Origin of the sequence: Microcystis sp. 0824, assembly GCF_003112475.1 — a bacterium.
Classification (GTDB): Bacteria; Cyanobacteriota; Cyanobacteriia; order Cyanobacteriales; family Microcystaceae; genus Microcystis; species Microcystis aeruginosa_C.
Window position 1 is genome coordinate 118389 of the sequence record NZ_BDSM01000004.1, and the last position, 21324, is coordinate 139712.

At 43.9% G+C, this 21324-nt stretch carries 18 protein-coding genes and 1 tRNA gene; 11 read left to right on the forward strand and 8 right to left on the reverse strand.

The features are described from left to right. The first annotated feature begins 431 nt into the window (after positions 1-431). Positions 432-887, forward strand: coding sequence for a type II 3-dehydroquinate dehydratase (aroQ, locus tag N0824_RS01955; protein ID WP_108935527.1), 456 nt, complete (start codon positions 432-434; stop codon positions 885-887). A 24-nt stretch (positions 888-911) separates the two neighbouring features. Here aroQ and N0824_RS01960 read toward each other — a convergent pair whose 3' ends face one another. The 4 genes from N0824_RS01960 to N0824_RS01975 all read right to left on the reverse strand — a co-directional run bounded on the left by N0824_RS01960 (position 912) and on the right by N0824_RS01975 (position 5616). Further along, positions 912-2711, reverse strand: coding sequence for an ABC transporter ATP-binding protein (locus tag N0824_RS01960; protein WP_108935498.1), 1800 nt, complete (start codon positions 2709-2711; stop codon positions 912-914). Between the two features lie 40 nt (positions 2712-2751). Next, positions 2752-3828 (reverse strand): phosphotransacetylase family protein, encoded by a 1077-nt coding sequence (locus N0824_RS01965; RefSeq protein WP_108935499.1) that lies wholly within the window; start codon positions 3826-3828, stop codon positions 2752-2754. Between the two features lie 34 nt (positions 3829-3862). Further along, a complete protein-coding gene (ebsA, locus tag N0824_RS01970) occupies positions 3863-4240 on the reverse strand; it encodes a type IV pilus biogenesis protein EbsA (RefSeq protein ID WP_046661344.1) in 378 nt (125 codons plus the stop codon). Between the two features lie 119 nt (positions 4241-4359). After that, positions 4360-5616, reverse strand: coding sequence for a GAF domain-containing sensor histidine kinase (locus tag N0824_RS01975; protein WP_108935500.1), 1257 nt, complete (start codon positions 5614-5616; stop codon positions 4360-4362). 388 nt (positions 5617-6004) lie between these two features. Between N0824_RS01975 and N0824_RS01980 the strand changes: the two genes are divergently transcribed. Next, positions 6005-6319: a DUF3155 domain-containing protein gene (locus tag N0824_RS01980; protein WP_046661342.1), complete on the forward strand. Its 315-nt coding sequence runs from the start codon at positions 6005-6007 to the stop codon at positions 6317-6319. A 365-nt stretch (positions 6320-6684) separates the two neighbouring features. Further along, positions 6685-7701 (forward strand): type I glyceraldehyde-3-phosphate dehydrogenase, encoded by a 1017-nt coding sequence (locus N0824_RS01985; protein WP_108935528.1) that lies wholly within the window; start codon positions 6685-6687, stop codon positions 7699-7701. A gap of 53 nt (positions 7702-7754) precedes the next feature. Here the strand turns inward: N0824_RS01985 and fetB are convergent, their stop codons facing one another. After that, the gene (fetB, locus tag N0824_RS01990) at positions 7755-8531 is read right to left on the reverse strand and encodes an iron export ABC transporter permease subunit FetB (RefSeq protein WP_108935501.1); all 777 of its coding nucleotides are present in this window, start codon (positions 8529-8531) and stop codon (positions 7755-7757) included. A 126-nt stretch (positions 8532-8657) separates the two neighbouring features. On the opposite strand from fetB, the gene N0824_RS01995 reads away from it, so the two are divergent. After that, a complete protein-coding gene (locus N0824_RS01995; protein ID WP_108935502.1) occupies positions 8658-9770 on the forward strand; it encodes a DegT/DnrJ/EryC1/StrS aminotransferase family protein in 1113 nt (370 codons plus the stop codon). Positions 9771-9924: 154 nt separating this feature from the next. Here the strand turns inward: N0824_RS01995 and hflX are convergent, their stop codons facing one another. Further along, positions 9925-11628 (reverse strand): GTPase HflX, encoded by a 1704-nt coding sequence (hflX, locus tag N0824_RS02000; RefSeq protein ID WP_108935503.1) that lies wholly within the window; start codon positions 11626-11628, stop codon positions 9925-9927. 118 nt (positions 11629-11746) lie between these two features. Between hflX and N0824_RS02005 the strand changes: the two genes are divergently transcribed. Then, positions 11747-12649, forward strand: coding sequence for a class II fructose-bisphosphate aldolase (locus N0824_RS02005; RefSeq protein ID WP_108935504.1), 903 nt, complete (start codon positions 11747-11749; stop codon positions 12647-12649). 167 nt (positions 12650-12816) lie between these two features. Further along, a complete protein-coding gene (rdgB, locus tag N0824_RS02010) occupies positions 12817-13410 on the forward strand; it encodes an RdgB/HAM1 family non-canonical purine NTP pyrophosphatase (protein WP_108935505.1) in 594 nt (197 codons plus the stop codon). On the opposite strand, the gene lipA is transcribed toward rdgB, so the two are convergent. Beyond that, positions 13373-14278: a lipoyl synthase gene (gene lipA / locus N0824_RS02015; protein WP_108935506.1), complete on the reverse strand. Its 906-nt coding sequence runs from the start codon at positions 14276-14278 to the stop codon at positions 13373-13375. The two genes, rdgB and lipA, sit on opposite strands and share 38 nt — an antisense overlap. Positions 14279-14349: 71 nt before the next feature. Here lipA and N0824_RS02020 point away from each other — a divergent pair. The 5 genes from N0824_RS02020 to N0824_RS02040 all read left to right on the forward strand — a co-directional run bounded on the left by N0824_RS02020 (position 14350) and on the right by N0824_RS02040 (position 19615). Continuing rightward, a tRNA-Pro gene (locus N0824_RS02020) sits at positions 14350-14423 on the forward strand. A gap of 242 nt (positions 14424-14665) precedes the next feature. Continuing rightward, entirely contained in the window at positions 14666-17677 is a 3012-nt protein-coding gene (locus N0824_RS02025) for a type ISP restriction/modification enzyme (protein ID WP_108935507.1), read from the forward strand. Positions 17678-18120: 443 nt separating this feature from the next. Next, positions 18121-18582: a DUF2996 domain-containing protein gene (locus N0824_RS02030; protein WP_004268067.1), complete on the forward strand. Its 462-nt coding sequence runs from the start codon at positions 18121-18123 to the stop codon at positions 18580-18582. A gap of 79 nt (positions 18583-18661) precedes the next feature. Then, the gene (locus tag N0824_RS02035; RefSeq protein ID WP_104395290.1) at positions 18662-19039 is read left to right on the forward strand and encodes a DUF3110 domain-containing protein; all 378 of its coding nucleotides are present in this window, start codon (positions 18662-18664) and stop codon (positions 19037-19039) included. Positions 19040-19195: 156 nt separating this feature from the next. Beyond that, positions 19196-19615: a YraN family protein gene (locus N0824_RS02040; protein WP_108935508.1), complete on the forward strand. Its 420-nt coding sequence runs from the start codon at positions 19196-19198 to the stop codon at positions 19613-19615. 585 nt (positions 19616-20200) lie between these two features. Here N0824_RS02040 and N0824_RS02045 read toward each other — a convergent pair. Beyond that, positions 20201-21019, reverse strand: a complete 819-nt coding sequence (locus tag N0824_RS02045) for a lipopolysaccharide assembly protein LapB (RefSeq protein ID WP_108935509.1) — start codon at positions 21017-21019, stop codon at positions 20201-20203. Between the last annotated feature and the right edge of the window lie 305 nt (positions 21020-21324).

The following is a 21324-nucleotide window of genomic DNA, read 5'->3' on the forward strand; positions in this document are numbered from 1 at the left end:
CTAAATCCGTTGAGCATAGGCTACATATCAGGAGAGCCAAGAGGCAGAAGGCAAGAGGCAAAAGGGGGAATAAATAATCAGTTTTTAATAACCGAATTTAGTATTATTACAGATGCGTCAGCAGCTGCGTGTAAGCATCCCACCGAAAAACTAATGCGCGGGGGGTTTGGGGGCGGCGCCACGCCCCCAACGGGGGGTTTGGGGGGTAGAACCCCCCAAAAGCTTGGATTGAGTGATAAAATCGGAAGCAATACTAAATCCGTGGAGTATGGGCTACATATCAGGAGAGGCACTCCTGCAAAACGGAGAATAAATAATCAGTTTTTAATAACTGGATTTAGTCTGATTACCGTAGCGGCAAAAATGCTGTTGATAGGCAATAATCCCTGATCGAGATAAGATTAATTCTGGTGATCATAGGGAGGACAGTGGTGAATAAACTAAGCATTCTGGTTTTACACGGGCCGAATTTAAACCTATTGGGGAAAAGAGAGCCGAATCTCTACGGTAACGTCAATTTAGAAGCGATTAACCAGTTTTTAAGCGAAGAAGCTACCCGTTTAGGGGTGAATTTAACCGCGCACCAGTCCAATCAGGAAGGGCAATTAGTGGACTGGATTCAGCAAGCATGGGGTCAGCATGACGGTATTTTGATTAATGCAGCAGCTTATACTCATACCAGTATCGCCATCCGCGACGCAATCTTAGGCACAAAAATTGCCTGTGTGGAAGTACACTTAAGCAATATTTACAAGCGCGAGTCTTTTCGTCATCATTCCTACATTGCCGATATAGCTATCGGACAGATTAGCGGTTTTGGGGCCGAAAGTTATCGCTTAGGATTATGGGCATTAGTCGATTATTTGCAAAAGAATGGGAAAATTTAATACAAATGCTCGAACTTCGGGCTTTTAAACCCAAATTTTCGATAAACTAGCATAGAGGCCGTCTTTGGTTAATAAATCTTCATGGGTTCCCGATTCGACTAATTCCCCGCGTTTCAGCACAAGAATTCGATCGACATTGCGAATAGTGGAGAGACGATGGGCGATAATAATAGCAGTACGATCGACTAAAATCTGTTCTAAAGCTTCTTGAATTAATACTTCTGTCCCCACGTCTAAACTAGCAGTAGCTTCATCTAAAACTAAAATTTCTGGGTTACGAATAGCGACTCTCGCAAAAGCGAGTAATTGTTTTTGTCCTCCCGACAAATTTGCGCCCCGTTCGCGTAAACGGGTATGATAACCATCGGGTAACTCCTCGATAAAATGATCGATATTAGTTAATTTAGCCGCTGCCTTCACCTGCTCAAAATCATAATTTTCTCCTAAAGTAATATTGCGAGTAACATCCCCAGCAAAGAGAAAAGTTTCTTGGAGAATCACACCGATATAACGTCTTAATTCCCCTTGGGGAAGATAACGGATATCGATACCATCCACTAGAATTCTGCCCTTACTTGGTTCGTAAAGACGACAGAGAAGACGAATAATCGAACTTTTTCCCGCACCAGTCGGACCGACTAAAGCGACTTTTTCCCCCGGATTAATAGTAAAATTGAGACCTTTGATAATATATTCATCCGGTTTATAACCAAACCAAACATTTTCAAAAATAATCTCGCCAGTTTTAAGTTTTTCTGGGAAAGAAATCTCTTTATAATTGTTAGAATCTGTAATTTCAATAGGAATACTAATTAATTCCCCAATGCGTTCGATAGCAGTAAAACCCGCTTGAAACATGGTAAATTTTTCCGCAAACTGACGCAGGGGATTAAAGAGACGTTGGGAGAATAAAATAAAAGCTGATAAAACGCCAAAATCAATGGTTTTCTGGAGAATAAAAATACCGCCTAACCATAATACTCCTGCCACGGCAATTAATCCGATCCATTCTAAAGTAGCTGAGACGGCCGAATCATAAAAAATTGTTTTATCTAGGGATTGACGATAGTGAGTATTGATAGCGCGAAACATTTCAGCGTTAAAGCGTTCGCGGCGAAATAATTGAACAATATTAACTCCGACTACATTTTCCTGTAATTGGGCATTAAGTTTTGATAATTCCTCGCGTACCTGATAGTTAGCCCTGCGGTATTGTTTTTGAAAAAAGATAATTAAAGCAGTGACAGGAAATAACATCAACACCAACAATAGGGCTAATTGCCATTGCAGGGTAAACATGGTGATGATGATAACTAAAATATAGACTAAATCACTGACAACTCCGATCGCCCCACTAGCAAAAACTTCTCCTAATGCTTCCACATCGCTGGTTAAACGGGTGACTAAACGTCCCACGGGAGAGCGATCAAAAAAACTAGAGGAAAGGGAGGTGACATGGCTAAATAAATCTTCCCGGACATTAGCAGTAATGGACTGACCGACTTTCTGCACTAGATAACCTTGCATTGTCCCTAAAATCAGTCGTAAAATAATCGCAGCCGACAGGATAATAATTAAGGTGTTAATGGCTGCCGTTAAGGGCATTTGAGCCAAAAAATCCCAAGTTTGTTCCTTTTGCAAAAGCGAGACCGCTTGACCAATAATTAAGGGTTGGATCGCCCCCGTCAGAGATAGGGGAAAAAGAAGTATTAATGACCAAAATAGCAGGGCTTTTTGCTTTTTTGCGTAGGGAAGTAATCTTAATAGTAAGCTCCAGTCATTTTCTTTGACCGAAGGGGACACAGGGGGGGATGATGGAGTCATGAAGTGATTTCCCATGAAATTCTGGGCAGCTGGGGAGAAATTACGCCCCTATTGTTAACTTTTCTAACAGGCGATCGATTTGGAAATGTTCCTCCATTAATTGTCGAATACAAGCGACTTTTACCTGTTCCTGTAAGCGTATCTTGCCGAAGGCCTGATCGACGATTTCCACGGTGGTGAGAGTATCTAAATTTACCGAGAGAATCGGTACTTCTAAATCCTCGGCCCGGCCCAGAATCAGGGGCTCCGGAGAGATGGAACCGGTTAAGATCAAACAGGTGGTAGAAGTTTCTAGGGCAGCTAACTGGAGATCTGTGCGATCGCCGCCCGTGATCACGGCCATATTTTCCCCCTTGCGAAAATATTCTAGAGCGGCGTTGACATTCATTGCCCCGATCGCTAAACTTTCTACCATCCAATCTAAACGATCGGGCCGACATAATACTTTTGCCCCCAAAAGATGGACAATTTCCCGAACACTAATACTACGCAGCAGTTTACTAGCGGGTAACAGTCCTAAAACTTCCACTCCTTGGCCGGCCAAATAGGGTTTCAGGAGAGATTGTACTTCCTCCCAATCATCGGCCGGGATATCACTAATCACTACCCCCAGCAGCTGATTATTTAATTCCTCTCTTGCTTTCAGCAGACTCTCGGCAATCAGGGGAGAACTATAGCGGGCCACCAATAGGATCGGAGTCTGGAGAATTTTGGCCATCTCCCCCATCGACAGCTGAAAAATACTCCCTTCCCAGAGAGTCCCCGGCCCTTCGAGGAGGGTAATATCACTGTTAACTCGATCGAGATAACCAGCAAGAATATTGCCGTAGTCCTGTTTATCTGCACCTTGTAGACGTTTAGCAACGGAATCCACATCTGTGTAAATCACTGGTAAACGCAGCTGCTCGGGGGATAATTCTAGTAATTGCCGAATAAATTCTACATCCTCATCGACCAATTGCCCATCGACGTAGCCCGGACAATTGCCCACTGGTTTGCCGTAACTTATCTCTAGTCCTTTTTGTCGCAATAGATGCGCTAAACCGACGACAGTTCCCGATTTACCACTGAGGGGTTCCAGGGAAGAGATAAGTATAGATTTGGCTGATTTCGCCACGATTTGCTCCTTTTAACCCGTACAATCTCGATTTTTATCCTTCAAATCGCAGCAGTTTCCGATAAAATCCCTGCGAAAAGTCGGCCGAACCTAGCTGCTTAAAGGTTTTAATTGCACCGATTAGATATTCGATCAACTCGGCGTTAATAATTGTCATCTCATAGCTTAGGTCGGCCTGTCCTTCAAATTGTAAACGACAACGGGTTAACTCCGAGGGCAATTTTGATACATACCAAGAGGCGACAAAGGGAATCCCTTCACTATTTTCTATGCGACGACGACCTTCTAAATATCCTCCCTGATACAAAGCGATCGCATAGGGCAGCATACTATGTTTGTCCTTGGCATAGTAGGGCATATATACTAACACATCGGCCTTATTAGCGGGTTCTAATTGTTCGATCGTCGGCATAATTAGTTAATTCTTTGCTTCACAGCCAAGTTACCAGTAAAAATGATATTTCCGATATATTTTAACCGACCACTCGGGAGATTCCCCGAGGGAGAAAATAGGCAGAATTTACGACCAGATCAACTTTCTGTACTGGGTTTATGATCGGTCATAACTGGCATACTAACCCGAAAAACCGTGCCGGGGTAGGGGAAGCTTGTTGGTTCGGGATTGGGACTGATCAATTCAATCGTCCCCCCCATGCTGGTAATTAATTCTTTGGCGATCGCTAAACCCAATCCCGTACCGGGTATATCTCCCCCCGCTTGCACTCCCCGGTAGTGACGTTGAAAAATTCTTTCTTGATCGCTCCTCGGTATACCATAACCCGTGTCTTTAAAAACAATTTCTACACTATTCTTAACATTCTCCACCTCGACGGTGACTTTTCCGCCAGCAGGAGTATATTTGAGGGCATTATCAATTAAATTACTGAATACTTCCCGCAAACCGGCGATATTGGCGCGGATAAGTGGTATATTTTCCCCGTGAATCGTTTCTAGACTGAGATTTCTCTCTTTGGCTACCGCTTGGGCCGAAAGGAGCAGCGGATCGAGAATATCATGCAGATCGATCGGAGTTAGTTGGCTGCTGCCAGCAGGCAAGAGAAAGGCAGTGGGGGAAGATTGCGCTTGCAGGAGGGGAATATCGACGGTGGGGTAATTTTCGCTTTCTTGCTGAATTTGTGCCTCAAATCCAGCGATTAAGTCCCGAACTCGATCGCTTTCCCTCAATATACCAGTAATGGCGGGATCGTTACCCTCTTCGGCTAAAAGCCTTTTGAGTAGAAGTTTACCAAAGGTTTTTAAAGCGGTAAGGGGATTGCGGATTTGATGGAGAAAGGTATCGAGGCGCTGACGTTGCCATTGTCGATAATAACGTTCTTCTCCCAATTGGCGATCGAGTACACAGGCTAAAGCAAGGGTTTGGGTGATTTTTTCCATCTGGGTTAATTCCCAACTTTGCCAAGGTCGTTTTTCTCTGGTTGTCACCAATAATCCGATCATGCCCTCTTCATACATTAAGGGTAAAAACAAGCGATGACCGCTGACGCTCTCCTGATTACTCCAGAGGTGGGATAAATCTTCTAATTTAACCGCAGTTAACAGGTCGGCCACCGGTTGCCCTGGTTGTAAGGAAAGCCGCTTTTTTTGGGGAGAAGGGGGATTAAAGGGCGGATAAACAACGACTGGGATTAAATCACTCGATAAAGGTTCAGTTAAATAAACCGCACTTCTGTCCGCTTCCATTTGCTCCCGCAAAAGTTCCATCTGTGCCTGACAGAGGGCAATAAAATCATTACTCAGGGGAGTCCGGGAGGGGAAAGAGAAGGGCATACCAAGAAAGTAAAAAGTAAAAAATCAGAAAACCTTGATAAAGCTAGGGTTGCGAGTTTTATTTCCCAGTTGACAGGGGAGAGAAGGGCGATTCTCTTGGGTCGAGTGCAGCCAGTAAAAAGCAATTAGGACAAGGGTTTGGTCATTATTTTAGGGGTGGATCACGGTATATATTAAAAAAAGTTTAAGAATAATAAGTTTTGTATCGGGATTTGGGGGGGTGTTTTTGTAACAAAAACTTAAACACAGTCTCAGTCTAGCTTCTAGTCAAACTTGTCTGTAATTGGGTTTGTGAGAGACACTTGATTTCTTGGTCTAGAAGGGATATAATCGCTACGGCTTTTGTAACTATCATTACAACGATTAGCCAAAACAGGAGGTAATTGGGTTGGCCAGAAAACGGAAACGTAAAAGTCGCCGTCGTCAAGAAGGACGTAAGATACTTGAACTTGTACCCCAGTATAGTATTGAAAGTGGCGAGGATAAACCCGTAACTGCGGCGCGTAAGTATATTCAAGCTATAGGCATTAGCCCACCAGCTTTATTGATTGTTAAGCGTAACGAGCATACAACCGATCGCTATTTCTGGGCTGAAAAAGGACTGTTTGGAGCGCAATATGTGGAGGAAAACCACTTCCTTTTCCCAAGTTTGCGCGACCTGCAGCCCCAGCCAGTCAAGGTAGCAGTAGCAGTTGCTAAATAAATCACAGGACTATTAATCTTATCATGGAAAGTGAACTCGTTTGCAGAAAAGTAAACGAGTTTTTTTTTGAGGATAAGAGGAGCGGGTATCTTTGAGTAATCAGTAAACTGAAAACTCAGAGCTGATCGCCGAAAAGGCGGACAGCTAAAGAGGGAATGGGGTTATGAGAACTTTTTAGCGGTTATTTAGGCTAATTTTGCCTTTAAATCGCTTTAATCAATTAAATTTCCTCATTTAAACCCGATAGAATTGGCGAGGTAATAAATTATTTCCGATCAGGATCGCAAAGTTCAACCTTTAAGGTATGATTGGGAACATTAATTATTTTTTTATGTATTGCACTAAAACGTAGAGGGCAAGCAGCAGTGATTAGAGTAGCGATCAATGGTTTCGGACGGATTGGACGTAATTTCCTAAGATGTTGGTTAGGACGGACTAATAGTGGCTTGGAGGTAGTGGGGATCAATGATACATCCGATCCCCGGAGTAACGCTCACCTGCTCAAATATGACTCGATGTTAGGCAAACTTAACGCTAATATCGATGCCGATGATAATTCTTTAATTGTTAACGGTAAAACTATTAAATGTTATTCCGATCGCAATCCCCTCAATCTGCCCTGGGCAGAATGGGGTGTAGATCTGATTATCGAAGCTACCGGTGTTTTCGTCGATGAAGAGGGCGCTTCTAAGCATATTGTCGCAGGAGCAAAAAAAGTCCTCATTACCGCACCGGGTAAAGGTTCGGGTGTGGGAACCTATGTCGTCGGTGTCAACGCTCACGAATACGAACACGATAAATACAACGTCATCAGTAATGCCAGTTGTACCACCAACTGTCTGGCTCCTGTCGTCAAAGTGATTCACGAAAACTTCGGCATCATCAAAGGTACGATGACCACCACCCACAGTTACACTGGTGATCAACGGATTCTGGATGCTAGTCACCGGGATCTGCGTCGCGCCCGCGCCGCTGCCGTTAACATCGTTCCCACCTCCACCGGTGCCGCCAAGGCTGTAGCCTTAGTTATCCCGGAAATGAAAGGGAAACTTAACGGTATCGCCCTGCGGGTACCCACTCCTAACGTTTCCGTGGTGGATTTAGTGGCGCAAGTGGAAAAAAGCACGATCGCGGAACAGGTAAACGAAGTCCTCAAAGAAGCTTCGGAAAATTCTTTAAAAGGAATTCTCGAATATAATGATTTACCTCTCGTTTCCTCTGATTATCGCGGTGTTGATGCCTCCTCGATCATTGATGCTAGTCTCACCATGGTGATGGGTGGCGATATGGTAAAAGTTATCGCTTGGTACGATAACGAATGGGGTTACTCCCAACGGGTGGTTGATCTCGCTGAAGTCGTCGCCAGCAAGTGGAAAAGCTAAATCGGTTATCAGTCAACAGTAATCGGTGAACAGTGGGTGATAACTGTTAACTGTTAACTGAGCAGTGATAAATTCTCACTGAAAAAGCGCCGATAGATTCCCTCTGTCACCAGTTGAGCGGTGATTAGGTTGGCTAGGGCAATCATAAACAGGATCAGTATCTGGTAGGAAGCGGCGTTTAAAGGTTCACTTCCTGCCAATACCTGTCCGGTGAACATTCCGGGTAAACTGACTAAACCCACTACCATCATCTGATTGAGGGTGGGGATTAAACTAGCTCGAATCGCTTCTTTTTGATAAGCTGCGATCGCTTGTTGAGGGGTTGCCCCTAAACAAAGATGGGTTTCGATTTCTAAACGGTGACTTTTAATCGTACTGCTTAATCTCTCCCCGGCTAAAGAGGCACTGTTCATCGCTTGCCCTAACACCATCCCCGTCAAGGGAATCAAGTATTGGGGTGAGTACCATTGTTCTGGTTGAATGATTAAAGCGATCGCATAACCTAAAGTTAGACAGCTACTAATTAATAAAGAGCCGAAAACTAGCGGTAATAGGGCTTTATCCCGGCTATCAATGCGATTTTTAGCAACAATAGTCGCGATAGTCATCATTACTGCCAAAATACCCAGCACTGCTAGAGGATTATCGAGGGAAAAAATAACGGCGATAACGTAGCCTACCACTAATAATTGCAGGATTGATCGACCGGTCGCTAATAATAATTGTCCCTCTAGGGCTAAATTTGACCAACGGGAGAGGAGTAAACAAATACCCATCATCCCCAAAGCCCAACCCAAATCCACCAGATTTAGTTCTACTAATCCATCCATAAAAATAAAAGAAACAAATTACAAGGGTACTTCATCTATAAATAGCAAGTTTATAATTATTTTTGACTAATTATTCCTTCTTTTCGCCGACAAATCCCGATTAGTCTCTAATTTGAGTGAAAGCGCGTGAGTACAATTCCCCCCGTCGATTTATCCCGTCAATACCAAGTCATCAGCGAAGAAGCTAACCATGCCGTTTTAGAAATCCTCCGTTCTGGGCGCTATATTGGTGGCGAAGCTGTGAGCGAATTAGAACGACAATTTGCCCTCTATCATGGTGTTAGCGATTGTGTTGCCTGTAATTCGGGGACCGATGCCCTTTATCTGGCACTACGCGCCCTCGGTATTCAAGCGGGGGATGAAGTAATCACTTCTACTTTTTCGTTTATTGCCACTGCCGAAGCGATTAATTTAGTCGGAGCAGTGCCGGTTTTTGTCGATATCGATATTAATACTTTTAACCTCGATGTGGCACTGTTGGAAAAAGCGCTTACTCCCCAAACTAAGGCGATTATCCCAGTACACCTTTTTGGGCAATCTGTCAATATGTCTGAGGTGGTAAATTTCGCTCGTTCTCATAATTTATTGGTGATTGAGGATTGCGCGCAAGCAACGGGAGCAGAATGGCATGGGCAGAAAGTGGGGAGTATCGGCGATATTGGCTGTTTTAGCTTCTTTCCCACCAAAAATTTAGGCGGTTGTGGCGATGGTGGCGCAATTACCACCAATAACCCCGAGTTAGCGGCACAAATTCGCATGATTAAAGAACACGGCAGCAAGGTGCGTTATCTCCACGAGGTAATCGGGGTGAATAGCCGCTTAGATGCCATTCAAGCGGTTATTTTGCAAATTAAGCTGAAATATCTCGATTTTTGGAATAATCAACGGATCGAGATTGCCCAACGTTATCGGGAATTACTGCAACCTTTGCCTAATATCACTTTACCCACCGCTTTAGCCGGAGGTAAGCACGTTTGGAATCAGTACACAATCCTAACGGAAAATCGTGACCAAATTCGGGCAGCTTTGCAGGAAAAAGATGTCCTATCCATGGTTTATTATCCGATTCCCCTACATTTACAGCCGGTTTATCAGTATTTAGGCTATAAAAAAGGTGATTTACCCATGGCTGAATTGGCCAGTGAAAAAGTGTTATCTTTACCTATGTTCCCCGATTTAAGCTTTGATGAACAACAACAGGTAGCCTACGCGCTGAAAGATTGTTTGCATAGTTCCTAAGTTATCAGTGGGAATTATAAATTATGAATTATGAATTATAAATTATGAATTAGGAAGTGGGAAGAATAAACAAAAATAATCTCCTGACTCCTATCTCCTGACGACCGGCTACTGCCTCCTAACCCCACCAACAGACTTATTCAGCAAACCCTAATTAAGCGGTTAAATCGATTAACTTTTGTTTTAAAGTTTCCAATCCTAGCCGACGAATAGCCGAGATAAAAACAGCTTGGGGATATTTTTCCTTAGCTATTTCCAAATCGTCGCTTTTTACCTGATCCAACTTATTAAACACCATTAACATCGGACCGGTTTGAATCGGCATCTCCGAGAGGATTTTTAACACCGAGGCAATCTGACTTTCCCAAGCTGGATGGGAGAGATCCACCAAATGGAGTAAGGCGTCTGCTTCCGTTACTTCCTCCAAAGTTGCCCGAAAAGCATCCACCAGCGAGGGGGGTAATTCGTGGATAAAACCCACCGTATCGGTTAGTAAGAGGGGGTGAGATGTTTGGGTAAGGGGATCGGTAATAGTTAAGCGTCGGGTGGTGGGATCGAGGGTAGCAAACAGTTGATCGGCGGTATACACTTCGGCAGCGGTGAGAGCATTAATTAAAGTAGATTTTCCCGCATTGGTGTAACCGACGATCGCCACACTGGCTACCTCTTGTTTTTGCCGTTGTTTGCGTAAACGGGAACGATGAGCTTGCAGCTGATCCACCTCATCCTGGAGACGGGATAAACGACGTTGAATAGTTCGGCGTTCTGTTTCTAATTTTGTCTCCCCCGGTCCGCGAGTGCCAATTCCGCCCCCTAATCTCGACATAGCTAATCCGCGCCCGGTCAGACGGGGTAAAGTGTATTCTAATTGGGCTAATTCTACCTGTAGTTTACCCGCTTGGGATTGGGCCCGTTGGGCGAAAATGTCCAGGATCACCTCGGTGCGATCGACCACTCTCACCCCGATTTGGTTCTCTAGATTGCGAATTTGGGCGGGAGAAAGATCGCGATTGAATACGACTAAATTAGCCCCCGAAGTTTGCACCTGTAGGGCGATTTCTGCCACTTTTCCCGAACCGATCACTGTTTGAGGATGGGGATGATCCCGTTTTTGTCGGGTGACTTGCAAAACTTTGCCCCCGGCGGTGTCAACTAAACGTTCTAATTCGCTTAAACCGTCCTCGAACTGGCGATCGCTCATATTGTCGGTGATTAAACCAACCAATAGCACCCGATCTTCGGCTGTATCAACGGTTATAGCGGTAAATTCTCGCTGAAACTCCGCCTCTAGTCCTTCCACTAACTCTAAAAAGTCCTGTTTGCTTAAATCCTCTAGATTTAAGGGCGGGGAGACAGACCAGTATATATTACTATTGACATTTGTTTGACTTTGTGGTATGAGATGCGCCAGATAGACCTGCTCCACATAACCGGTCGCCCCACCACCGCGACGGATCATGCCTGTGCCGGTTAGGGTTAAGATCACCAGTGCGTCTAATCTTTGCAGAGCCATGGCGGTTAAACTGGATTCTTTTGGCGGTTCCTGCTTGAGTTCCGTGGCGATACAACGAATTCCGCAAAGACGTTCGGAACCGTAGCGGGGTAGTTCCAAGAGGGAAAATTGGGTTTGTCGGGGGGTTCCCACTCCCACACGAATTACCTGGCCGCGACGGTTGATATAGGTGCAGAGGGGTTGATGAATATCGGTACTGATGGCCGCCAGTCTTTGGGCGAATTCTGGGGTGGTGAGACTGTCGATAGGCAAGCGTTCATGGTACAGCCTTTGTAGCTGTTTCATCTGACTAGCTTTTAGTCCCTGGGTATTGCCGAAGATGGTATCGATAGGCTTTCCTCGCAATTAGGATTTTATCTATATATTGTAGCGATTTTGACCATGGCTGCCCTTTTATTTGTCCTCTAGAAGCCAGCCCTAATTAGGGTAAAATTGGGCAGTATCAATGGTTATTTTCCATATTATGCTCGCTTCTACTCAGGAACTCCTCGAAACCGCTCGCAAAAATATCTATGCGATCGGAGCTTTTAATGTTTATAACCTAGAAGGAGTCAAAGCGGTGATTAGTGCCGCCGAGGATTGCCGTAGTCCCGCTATGTTGCAAATTCACCCCAGCGCTTTGCGTTATGGCAGTTCCACCCTCGTCGCTCTCTGTTTAGAGGCCGCTCGCTCGGCCAAGGTTCCTATCTCGGTTCATCTTGACCATAGCACTAAAGCCAGCGATATCTACGAGGCCCTAGAAGCGGGGATGACCTCAATTATGGCCGATGGCTCTCATCTTCCCTACCAAGATAATCTCGCTTTTACCAAAGAAATGACTCGTTTAGCTCACGAATACGGGGCTGTGGTGGAGGCAGAAATCGGCCGAATTAGCGGCACTGAGGACGGGTTAACTATTGCCGAAAAAGAGGCTAAAATGACAGATCCAGAGCAAGCAGTGCAATTTGTGCAGGCAACGGGAGTGGATTCTCTGGCCGTAACTATCGGTAATGTCCATGGCGAGTACAAAAGTCCGCCCCGTCTCGATTTCGATCGCCTGGCCCGGATTCGACAACTTCTGTCTATTCCCCTAGTTTTACACGGTGCTTCCGGTTTACCCCCAGAAATGATCGGGCGATCGATCCAGTTAGGAGTCTGCAAATTTAATGTTAATACAGAAGTGCGTCAAGCCTATATGCAGTCCCTAAAACGGGAAATTTGTGGGCCAGAGGATAAGGATTTATTAGAGATCGCAGGAGAGGCAATTTCCGCGATGAAATCGGTAATTATCGACAAATTAACCCTTTTTGGTGCTGTCAATAAGGCCCACCTCCACGAAACTCCCTACGCTCAAATGTTAGCGGGATTATCGGGGGTTAGGGACTAGGAATTATAAATTATGAATTATGAATTATGAATTGGGGAGAAGAGAGAAGGGAGAAGGGAGAATAAATAAAAATAATCTCCTGTCTCCTGAATACTGACTCCTGAAGTCTGACTCTCGACGACCGGCTCCTGACGGTTAAAATAACTGATCACTGAGATAAAAGGCCAATGAAAAAATTAATTCTAGCCACGAGTAACCCGGGTAAATTGGCAGAGATAGGGGAATACTTAACCGATATCGACCTAGAATTGCAGTTAAAACCCGATGATTTAGAGATAGAGGAAACCGGGGCGACTTTTGCTGAAAATGCCTATTTAAAAGCTGCTCAAATTGCCCTAACTTTGGGAGAATGGTCGATCGCCGATGATTCGGGATTGGAAGTAACCGGGTTAGGAAATGCCCCGGGGATTTACTCGGCCCGCTATGGTAAAAATGATCGAGAAAGAATCGATCGCCTCGTCAGAGAATTAGGAGATAATCAGGATCGATCGGCCCGTTTTGTCTGTGTAATTGCGATCGCCCGTCCCGATGGTGAGATTGCCTTGAGCGCCACAGGAATCTGCACGGGAGAAATTCTCACCAGTCCTAGGGGTAAAGGTGGTTTTGGTTACGATCCGATTTTTTATGTCCCCGAGTACGCTTTAACCTTTGCGGAAATGTCTCCCGAATTAAAAAGAAAAATTAGCCATCGAGGACGAGCTTTTGAGCAATTGCTGCCCCATCTCAAGACTCTCGCGGGTACAAATTCATTAAAGCCCTGACTTGTTCAGCATGATAAGAGCTTCTTGTCAAGGGACTCGCAACAATTTGTAAAAATCCCAGAGACTCGCCGTATTCGCGCCAAGCTTGGAACTGTTCGGGGGTGATAAATTCCTGTACACCGAGATGTTTTGGCGATGGTTGCAGATACTGCCCGATGGTGAGAATATCACAATCAACGGCCCGTAAATCGCGCATTACTTGCCGCACTTCCTCGTCGGTTTCCCCCAATCCCACCATAATGCCCGATTTTGTGTAGGTAGCGGGAACAATGGCGCGAGCGCGCTGCAATAATTCTAGAGAACGCTGGTAATCACCCTGGGGACGCACACGACGATAGAGACGGGGAACAGTTTCGGTATTGTGGTTTAAAACTTCAGGTTTAGCGGCAAGAATTAAAGCTAAAGCCTGCCAATTGCCACAAAGATCGGGAATCAGCACTTCGATGGTGGTTTTCGGAGAAATGCGGCGAATTTCCTCGATACAACGGACAAATTGACTAGCACCCCCATCGGCCAAATCATCGCGATTGACAGAAGTGATCACTACATGATTAAGATCAAGACGTTGCACGGCTGCCGCTAATCGCTGGGGTTCCGTGGAGTCTAAAGGTTGGGGTTTTTTCTCAAAATCTATATCACAGTAAGGACAGGCGCGAGTGCAAGCAGGACCCATAATTAAAAAGGTAGCCGTCCCCGCGTGGAAACATTCGCCGATATTGGGACAGGAAGCCTCCTCACAAACGGTATTTAAGCCTAAATCGCGTAAAACTTCCTTAACACTGCCGACTCGCTGCCATTGCGGTGCTTTTACCCGTAACCACTCTGGTTTTACCGTCACGCCTGAACTACTCCGATAATTTTTGCCTATATCTGTAATATCCTAGCAAGTCTCGACCCACTCAAGGCAGAATATGCTATGATAATTTAGCTAAAAACTTTCGGGATGTAGCGCAGCTTGGTAGCGCACTTCGTTCGGGACGAAGGGGCCGCAGGTTCGAATCCTGTCATCCCGATTAAAGACAATCAAGGGTGGATCCCCTCGCCTATCGGCACCCCCCTTAATAAGGGTAGATCCCCCCGCCTATCGGCACCCCCCTTAATAAGGGTAGATCCCCCCGCCTATCGGCACCCCCCTTAATAAGGGTAGATCCCCCCGCCTATCGGCACCCCCCTTATCAAGGGGGGCAGGGGGGATCAGAGTCCAAAATCTATCTTCTATTTGATTATAACTACTTAATTTACCTCCTCTAAGCCCATGTCTAGATTATTAATCAGCCAGTATCAGGCGGAAGTTGAGAAGATTGTCCAATATGGCGGCAGTCGCAAGGAAACTTCGATTAGAGTCGCTTTTCAGAATTTGTTAAATGACTATTGCAAGGCGCGGGATTTTTTGTTAATTCCGGAGTTGGATTATCGCACTAAGTCGGGAAAAGTTGTCTATCCTGACGGGACGGTAAAGGATGCTTTACGGTTAGATTGGGGATATTGGGAAAGTAAGGATCAATATGACAATTTAGATGAGGAAATTGAGAAAAAGTTAGCGAAAGGCTACCCTAATGACAATATTTTATTTGAAGATTCCCAGACGGCGGTTTTAATTCAAGGAGGAGAGGAAAGACTGCGCGTCTCGATGCGCGATGATGAGGCTTTGGATGGGATTATTAATGCTTTTATTAATTATGTACGTCCGGAGGTTGAGGATTTTCGAGAGGCGATTGATAGTTTTAAGGAAGATTTACCAACAATTTTAGAAGCGTTGCGGGGTTTAATTGCGTTGCAATCGGAGACGAATCGGAATTTTGTGACAGCGCGGGACAAATTTTTAGAGATTTGTCGCAAGTCAATCAATCCAGAAATTAGTCTGGAAGATGTGCGAGAGATGATTATTCAGCACATTCTGACAGAGGATATTTTTATCAATATTTTTAATGAGTCCCAGTTTCACCGGGAAAATAATATCGCCAGGGAATTACAGGGAGTGATTGAAACTTTCTTTACTGGTAATACCAAGCGCAATACTTTAGGGACAATTGAACGTTATTATGCGGTAATTCGGCGGACAGCGGCGAATATTTATAACCACCACGAAAAGCAGAAGTTTCTCAAGGCGATTTATGAGAATTTTTATAAAGCATACAATCCGAAAGCGGCGGACCGTTTGGGAATTGTCTATACACCCAATGAAATTGTCCGTTTTATGATTGAAAGTGTCGATTATTTAGTCCACAAGCATTTTGGTAAGTTATTGGCGGATCCAGGAGTAGAAATTTTAGATCCGGCGACGGGGACAGGAACTTTTGTAACGGAGTTAATTGAGTATTTACCGAAGGATAAGTTACGGTACAAGTATAAGCATGAGATGCACTGTAACGAGGTGGCAATTCTGCCTTATTATATTGCTAATTTGAATATTGAGTTCACCTACAAGCAGAAGATGGGTGAGTATGAAGAGTTTGAGCATATCTGTTTTGTGGATACCCTGGACCATGCTGCTTTTCATCTCAAGCAGATGGATTTATTTGCTATGTCGGTGGAGAATACCCAACGCATTCAAAATCAAAATGACCGCAATATTTCTGTAATTATTGGTAATCCTCCTTATAATGCTAATCAGCAAAATGAGAATGACAATAATAAAAATCGGAAGTATCCTGCTATTGATAAGCGCATTAAGGATACTTACATCGAAGAGAGTACAGCGCAGAAGACAAAGCTATATGATATGTATTCTCGCTTCTTTCGTTGGGCTACAGATAGGTTAGGTGAAAATGGTATAATAGGTTTTATTACTAATTCGTCATTTATCGATGCGAGGACATTTGACGGTTTTAGAAAAGTAGTAGAGAATGAGTTTAGTGAAATTTATATCATTGATTTAGGTGGTAATGTCAGGAAAAATCCTAAACTTTCAGGGACAACTCATAATGTTTTCGGTATTCAGACGGGGGTGACGATTAGTTTGATGGTGAAGCGAGAAAGTAATAATCTTCCTTGTCAAATTTTATATACTCGCCGTCCTGAATTGGATACAGCAGCGCAAAAATTAGAGTTTTTGTCATCGACAAAACTTAATCAGCTTGATTTTGAGCATATCATCCCAGATAAAAAACATAACTGGATTGAACAATCAGATAATGATTTCGATTGTCTGATACCATTGGTAAATAAGAATACTAAACTAGCCAAATCTGGCGCAGAAGAAATGGCAGTTTTCAAACTATTTTCATTGGGTGTAGTAACCAATCGAGATGAATGGGTATATGATTATTCTGACAAAAACTTATCTCGTAAAATGTCTTATTTTCTAGAAATTTATAATAGACAACTAGGAAAAATATCAAAAACATCAAATGTTTTAGAGGAAAAATTATCAACTGAGATTAAGTGGACGAGAGACTTGAAAAAACAATTAACAAATAATAGTAAAATAAGTTTTGATGAGAATTGCATATTACCATCTCTATATAGAAGTTTTGTTTCAAAATATATTTACTGGGATAAATGTGTTAATGAAATGCAATATCAACTCCCAAAAATCTTTCCTGATATAAATTCTCAAAACATAGTTATTATTTATTCTTCTGGACAAAAAGCATTTACAGTTCTCTCAAGTAATCAAATTTTTGATTTACATTTAACAGGTGACTCTCAATGTCTCCCTCTTTACTACTACGACAAAGAAGGAAACCGCATCGATAATATCACCGATTGGGGATTGCAACAATTCCAAAACCATTACAACGATAAAACCATCACCAAACTCGACATCTTCCACTACACTTATGCAGTCCTCCACTACCCAGAATATCGCAGTAAATATGAATTAAATCTTAAGCGAGAATTTCCCCGGCTTCCCTTTTATGATAACTTCTCTCAATGGGTAGAATGGGGAAGCAAACTAATGGAATTACATATCAACTATGAAACCGTCGCACCCTACCCACTAACTCGCATTGATACTAATAATAATCTCAAACCCAAAACTAAACTAAAAGCTGACCGAGAAAAAAATTCTATCAACCTTGATGATATCACTTTCCTACAAGATATTCCCAAAATTGCCTGGGAATATAAACTCGGTAATCGTTCAGCCTTAGAATGGATATTAGATCAATATAAGGAAAAGAAACCCAAAGATCAAACCATCGCCGAAAGATTTAATCATTATCGCTTCGCCGATTATAAAGAAACAGTAATTGACTTACTACAAAGAGTCTGTACTGTCAGCGTCGAAACCATGAAAATAATAGAAGCGATGAGAGATTAAAAAGATTGCTTCCGGGGAATCTTATTCTACATTCTGCCTCCAGTAAAAACTTTTTGCCGCAAACCCTAAGTAGCTGGTTATAATTAAATTAAAAATGGATTTTAGGTTTGATCCCCCCTGCTCCCCTTGATAAGGGGGGTTGATTCGTAGGGTTGATTCCTAGGGTTGAATGGATTTTAGGTTTGATCCCCCCTGCCCCCCTTGATAAGGGGGGTTGATTACTAGGATTGATTCGTAGGGTTGATTCATGAATCAACCCTACTACCTTGATATAGAGGTTTTCGTTACCCTGTCCAGTTATACTTCATCTTTATGAGAAATGCCCTCACCAGAAAAGTGGCTAATCAATGGGGTAAATAAAAGCTGATAGCTAAAAAAACTGATAACCGATAACCCGGGAGAAAATATAATTGTAGCTACCTACCCATTCCAGATTAATTCCTATGGCAGAAGAAACCACCACCCCCGCAACTCCGGCAGCAGCAGCAGAAAAACCGGCTCAACCTGCGGCTGCTAAAAAACCCAAGGAGCCTACCGTCGAGGAAAAACCCTTTGCTGAATTTATCGAGCAGCATTTTCAACCCGCACTGGCGGCAGCCTTGCAAAAGCTGGGTATAACTGATATAAAACTGTCCTTTAAACAGGATAAAATTGCCGTGCAGGGCTTTTCTAGCTCTCCCTGTTGGCAGTTAAGCGGCAATTGGCTCGGGGGAATGCGTCAATTTAGCATTTATTTTTTGGAAGAAAACATCAACGGTAAAAAAGCTTTTTCCCAGGCTGAGGGCGGCGCTCAACCTAGTACACTTGAATCATTTATGATCGATGAAAGGAAAGTTAGTCTCGATTTACTGTTGTTTTACACCCTGCAACGGCTTAACGGTCAAAAGTGGTTGACGAGAAACTAAAATTACTGAGGATTAGCGATCGAGAAGGGGGGTAAAATGAGTATAGATGACCACTGCTTATCGATCGCTAATAGTAATTATGCGTGTATTTGTACTACTTTTTAACGCAGGCACAGAAAACGAAGGTATCCACACCATTCAAATGGGAGCTATCAATAAGGTGTTGATGTTTGAATCGGAAGATGATGCCACCCGTTATGCGCTGCTGTTAGAGGCGCAGGATTTTCCGACTCCCACGGTAGAGAAAATTGATTCGGAGGAAGTGGCAGAATTTTGTCGCGATGCTGGCTATCAAGCGGAGATGATTGAAGCGGGTATGTTGGTAATTCCCCCCGAAAGCAATGCCTCGGAGTTGGATTGGCAAAAAGAGGAAGTCCCCCCCGCCGAAGAAGAGTTTTCCGAGATTCCCGATGCGGAGTTGGACAGCATCCGTCGTCGTCTAGAAGGACTTTTGTAATAGACCTCTGGTAAAGAAAATTGTCCTGCTTGGTTCGGAGACAGGAGACAGGAGCCAGTAGTCAGGAGTTCGGAGTCAGAAGACAGGATAATAAATCAACGTTGTTCCCTGTTCCCTGTTCCCTGTTCACTGTTCACTGTTCACTGATAACTGAAGATGACAACTGTGGGGGAATTGGGCGAAAATTTGGTGGCGGATTGGTTGCAATTACAGCAATGGCATATCCTCCAGCGTCGTTGGCGTAGTGGTGGCGGTGAAATCGATTTAATCGTTTTGTCTGAGTCTCAGGCGATTCTCGCTTTTGTCGAGGTTAAAACCCGCAGCGCCGGCAATTGGGATTTAGGGGGCAAATTAGCAATCGATGACCGTAAACAGGGGAGAATTTACGAAGCTGCTCAGATATTTCTCTCCTTTTATCCCCAATGGTCCGATTTAACCTGTCGCTTCGATGTGGCTTTGGTTAGTTGTCAAAAAAGTTCTCTATTAGCTTTACCTGAGTTTTCCCTTGATTATCCCTGTCAGCTACAGGCAGGTTATCAATTGCAGTTACAGGAATATCTCGTGGCGGTTTTCTAAAAACACAATAGGCCCGCCTAGGGAGGCGGGCTTCATCTTGTGCAAACGATATGGACTCCTAAAAATTTAACGGACTCAATATAATAGAGGTTTACGGAACCCACAACAGTCTATCTGTCAACTATCAAGATTTCTCAGTTTACCGACTCAGGTGCTGATTACGGCTCACTCCATCTGTCCTATATCGAGCAACAGAGGCGAAACCATACTTTACTTTACAAACTTCGAGAATCTGCGTCCGATTTAGCTGTTGCGTTGAGCTAGAGCAGGTGGCACAGGCTCTAGGTCTTTTTGCCTGAAAGGAAGTTGAGTCGCTTCCCTTGTGCCTTATGTTTTTAATATAACACCTTTGTCGGGACTCGATCGAGCTTGTGATTAAAGTTTACATTTATTGATTTTTAGTAAAAATTGCCGTTACAAAACTATGGGAATTATGAATTATGAATTATGAATTATGAATTGGGAAGTGGGAAGTGGGGGAATTATGAATTATGAATTATGAATTGGGAAGTGGGAAGTGGGGGAAGTGGGGAAGCTGTCTCATCACCCTATCACCCCAAAACCCTATCTCCTATCTCCTATCTCCTATCTCCTGGCTCCGATCTCCTGACTCCTGATTAGGGACTGAATCTCCTCTCTGTAGGCAAAAGGAGCGCGACCGAGAGCCTCTTGAAAGAGGGGTTGAGCCTCTTGATTTTTGCCCTGTTCTTTTAGTACGATCGCCGCCGCTAAAATCGGTCGGAAATCGTTAACATCCATCTGTTGAGCTTGTTGATAGGCGTTTAAAGCTTCCGGATAGTTTTGCTGCTCGAAATAGATTTTTCCTAAAAGTAACTGAACGGAAACGATATCGATTAAACTAGCCGGATTATTGGGATCGGCAGCGGCTTTTAAAGCGCGATCAATCGTGTCTTTAACCAGACTAATCGCCTCGATAGAGCGGTTTTGGCTGAGAAATAAATTAGTTAATCCGGTTAAGGCCCGTAGATCTTGGGGTTGGGAGGCCAAAAGGCTGCGATAACTGCCTGTGGCTCCTGTATAGTCCTCTATTTGCTGTTTTGCTTCTGCTAAAAGTAGTAGATAATCGGATTGTTGGGGGTTAAGTTGCGCTAATTTTTCTAAAGGTTCGATCGCTTGCTTTAAATCGCCCTGCTGTAAGCGAGTATCTAATAATCCCCGCAAAGCCGTCTGATTATCGGGTTCACGCTCTAAAACCATCTGATAACCCAGTGCTTGACTGGCTAATTCCTCTTGTTTCACTGCGGACAGATGACTCTGGCCCGAGGAGTGCTGACTTTTGAGAATAGAAGTCAATAGCGGCATAGTCGAGAAAGACAGCAAAGCAAATAACATCAGGATGAGACCGATGGACAGCCAACGACGGTTAGAGAGAGAGGCTTTCATAGACTGGGGTGGGAGGGAACAGACAAGAAAAAGTTATAGAAATCTAGAGATTTGATTAGGGGATCGATCGAATTCGCCGCTCTTTATCTCAAATGTCGGGGTGAAGACCCCCGCATGAGCGCGACGGGATGAAACCAAGCGCCAATATAAAACAGCACTTCGACACATTTCGACAGGCTCAATGTCAAGGCTCAGTGACACGAAGCCAGATTAAAAATAAGCGTCCAGTCTCCTGAAAAAATCTCGCATGACTTCTTCTTTTAAGGGTCTTGACCTACTCAGGCTAAATAGCTACTATATGAGTA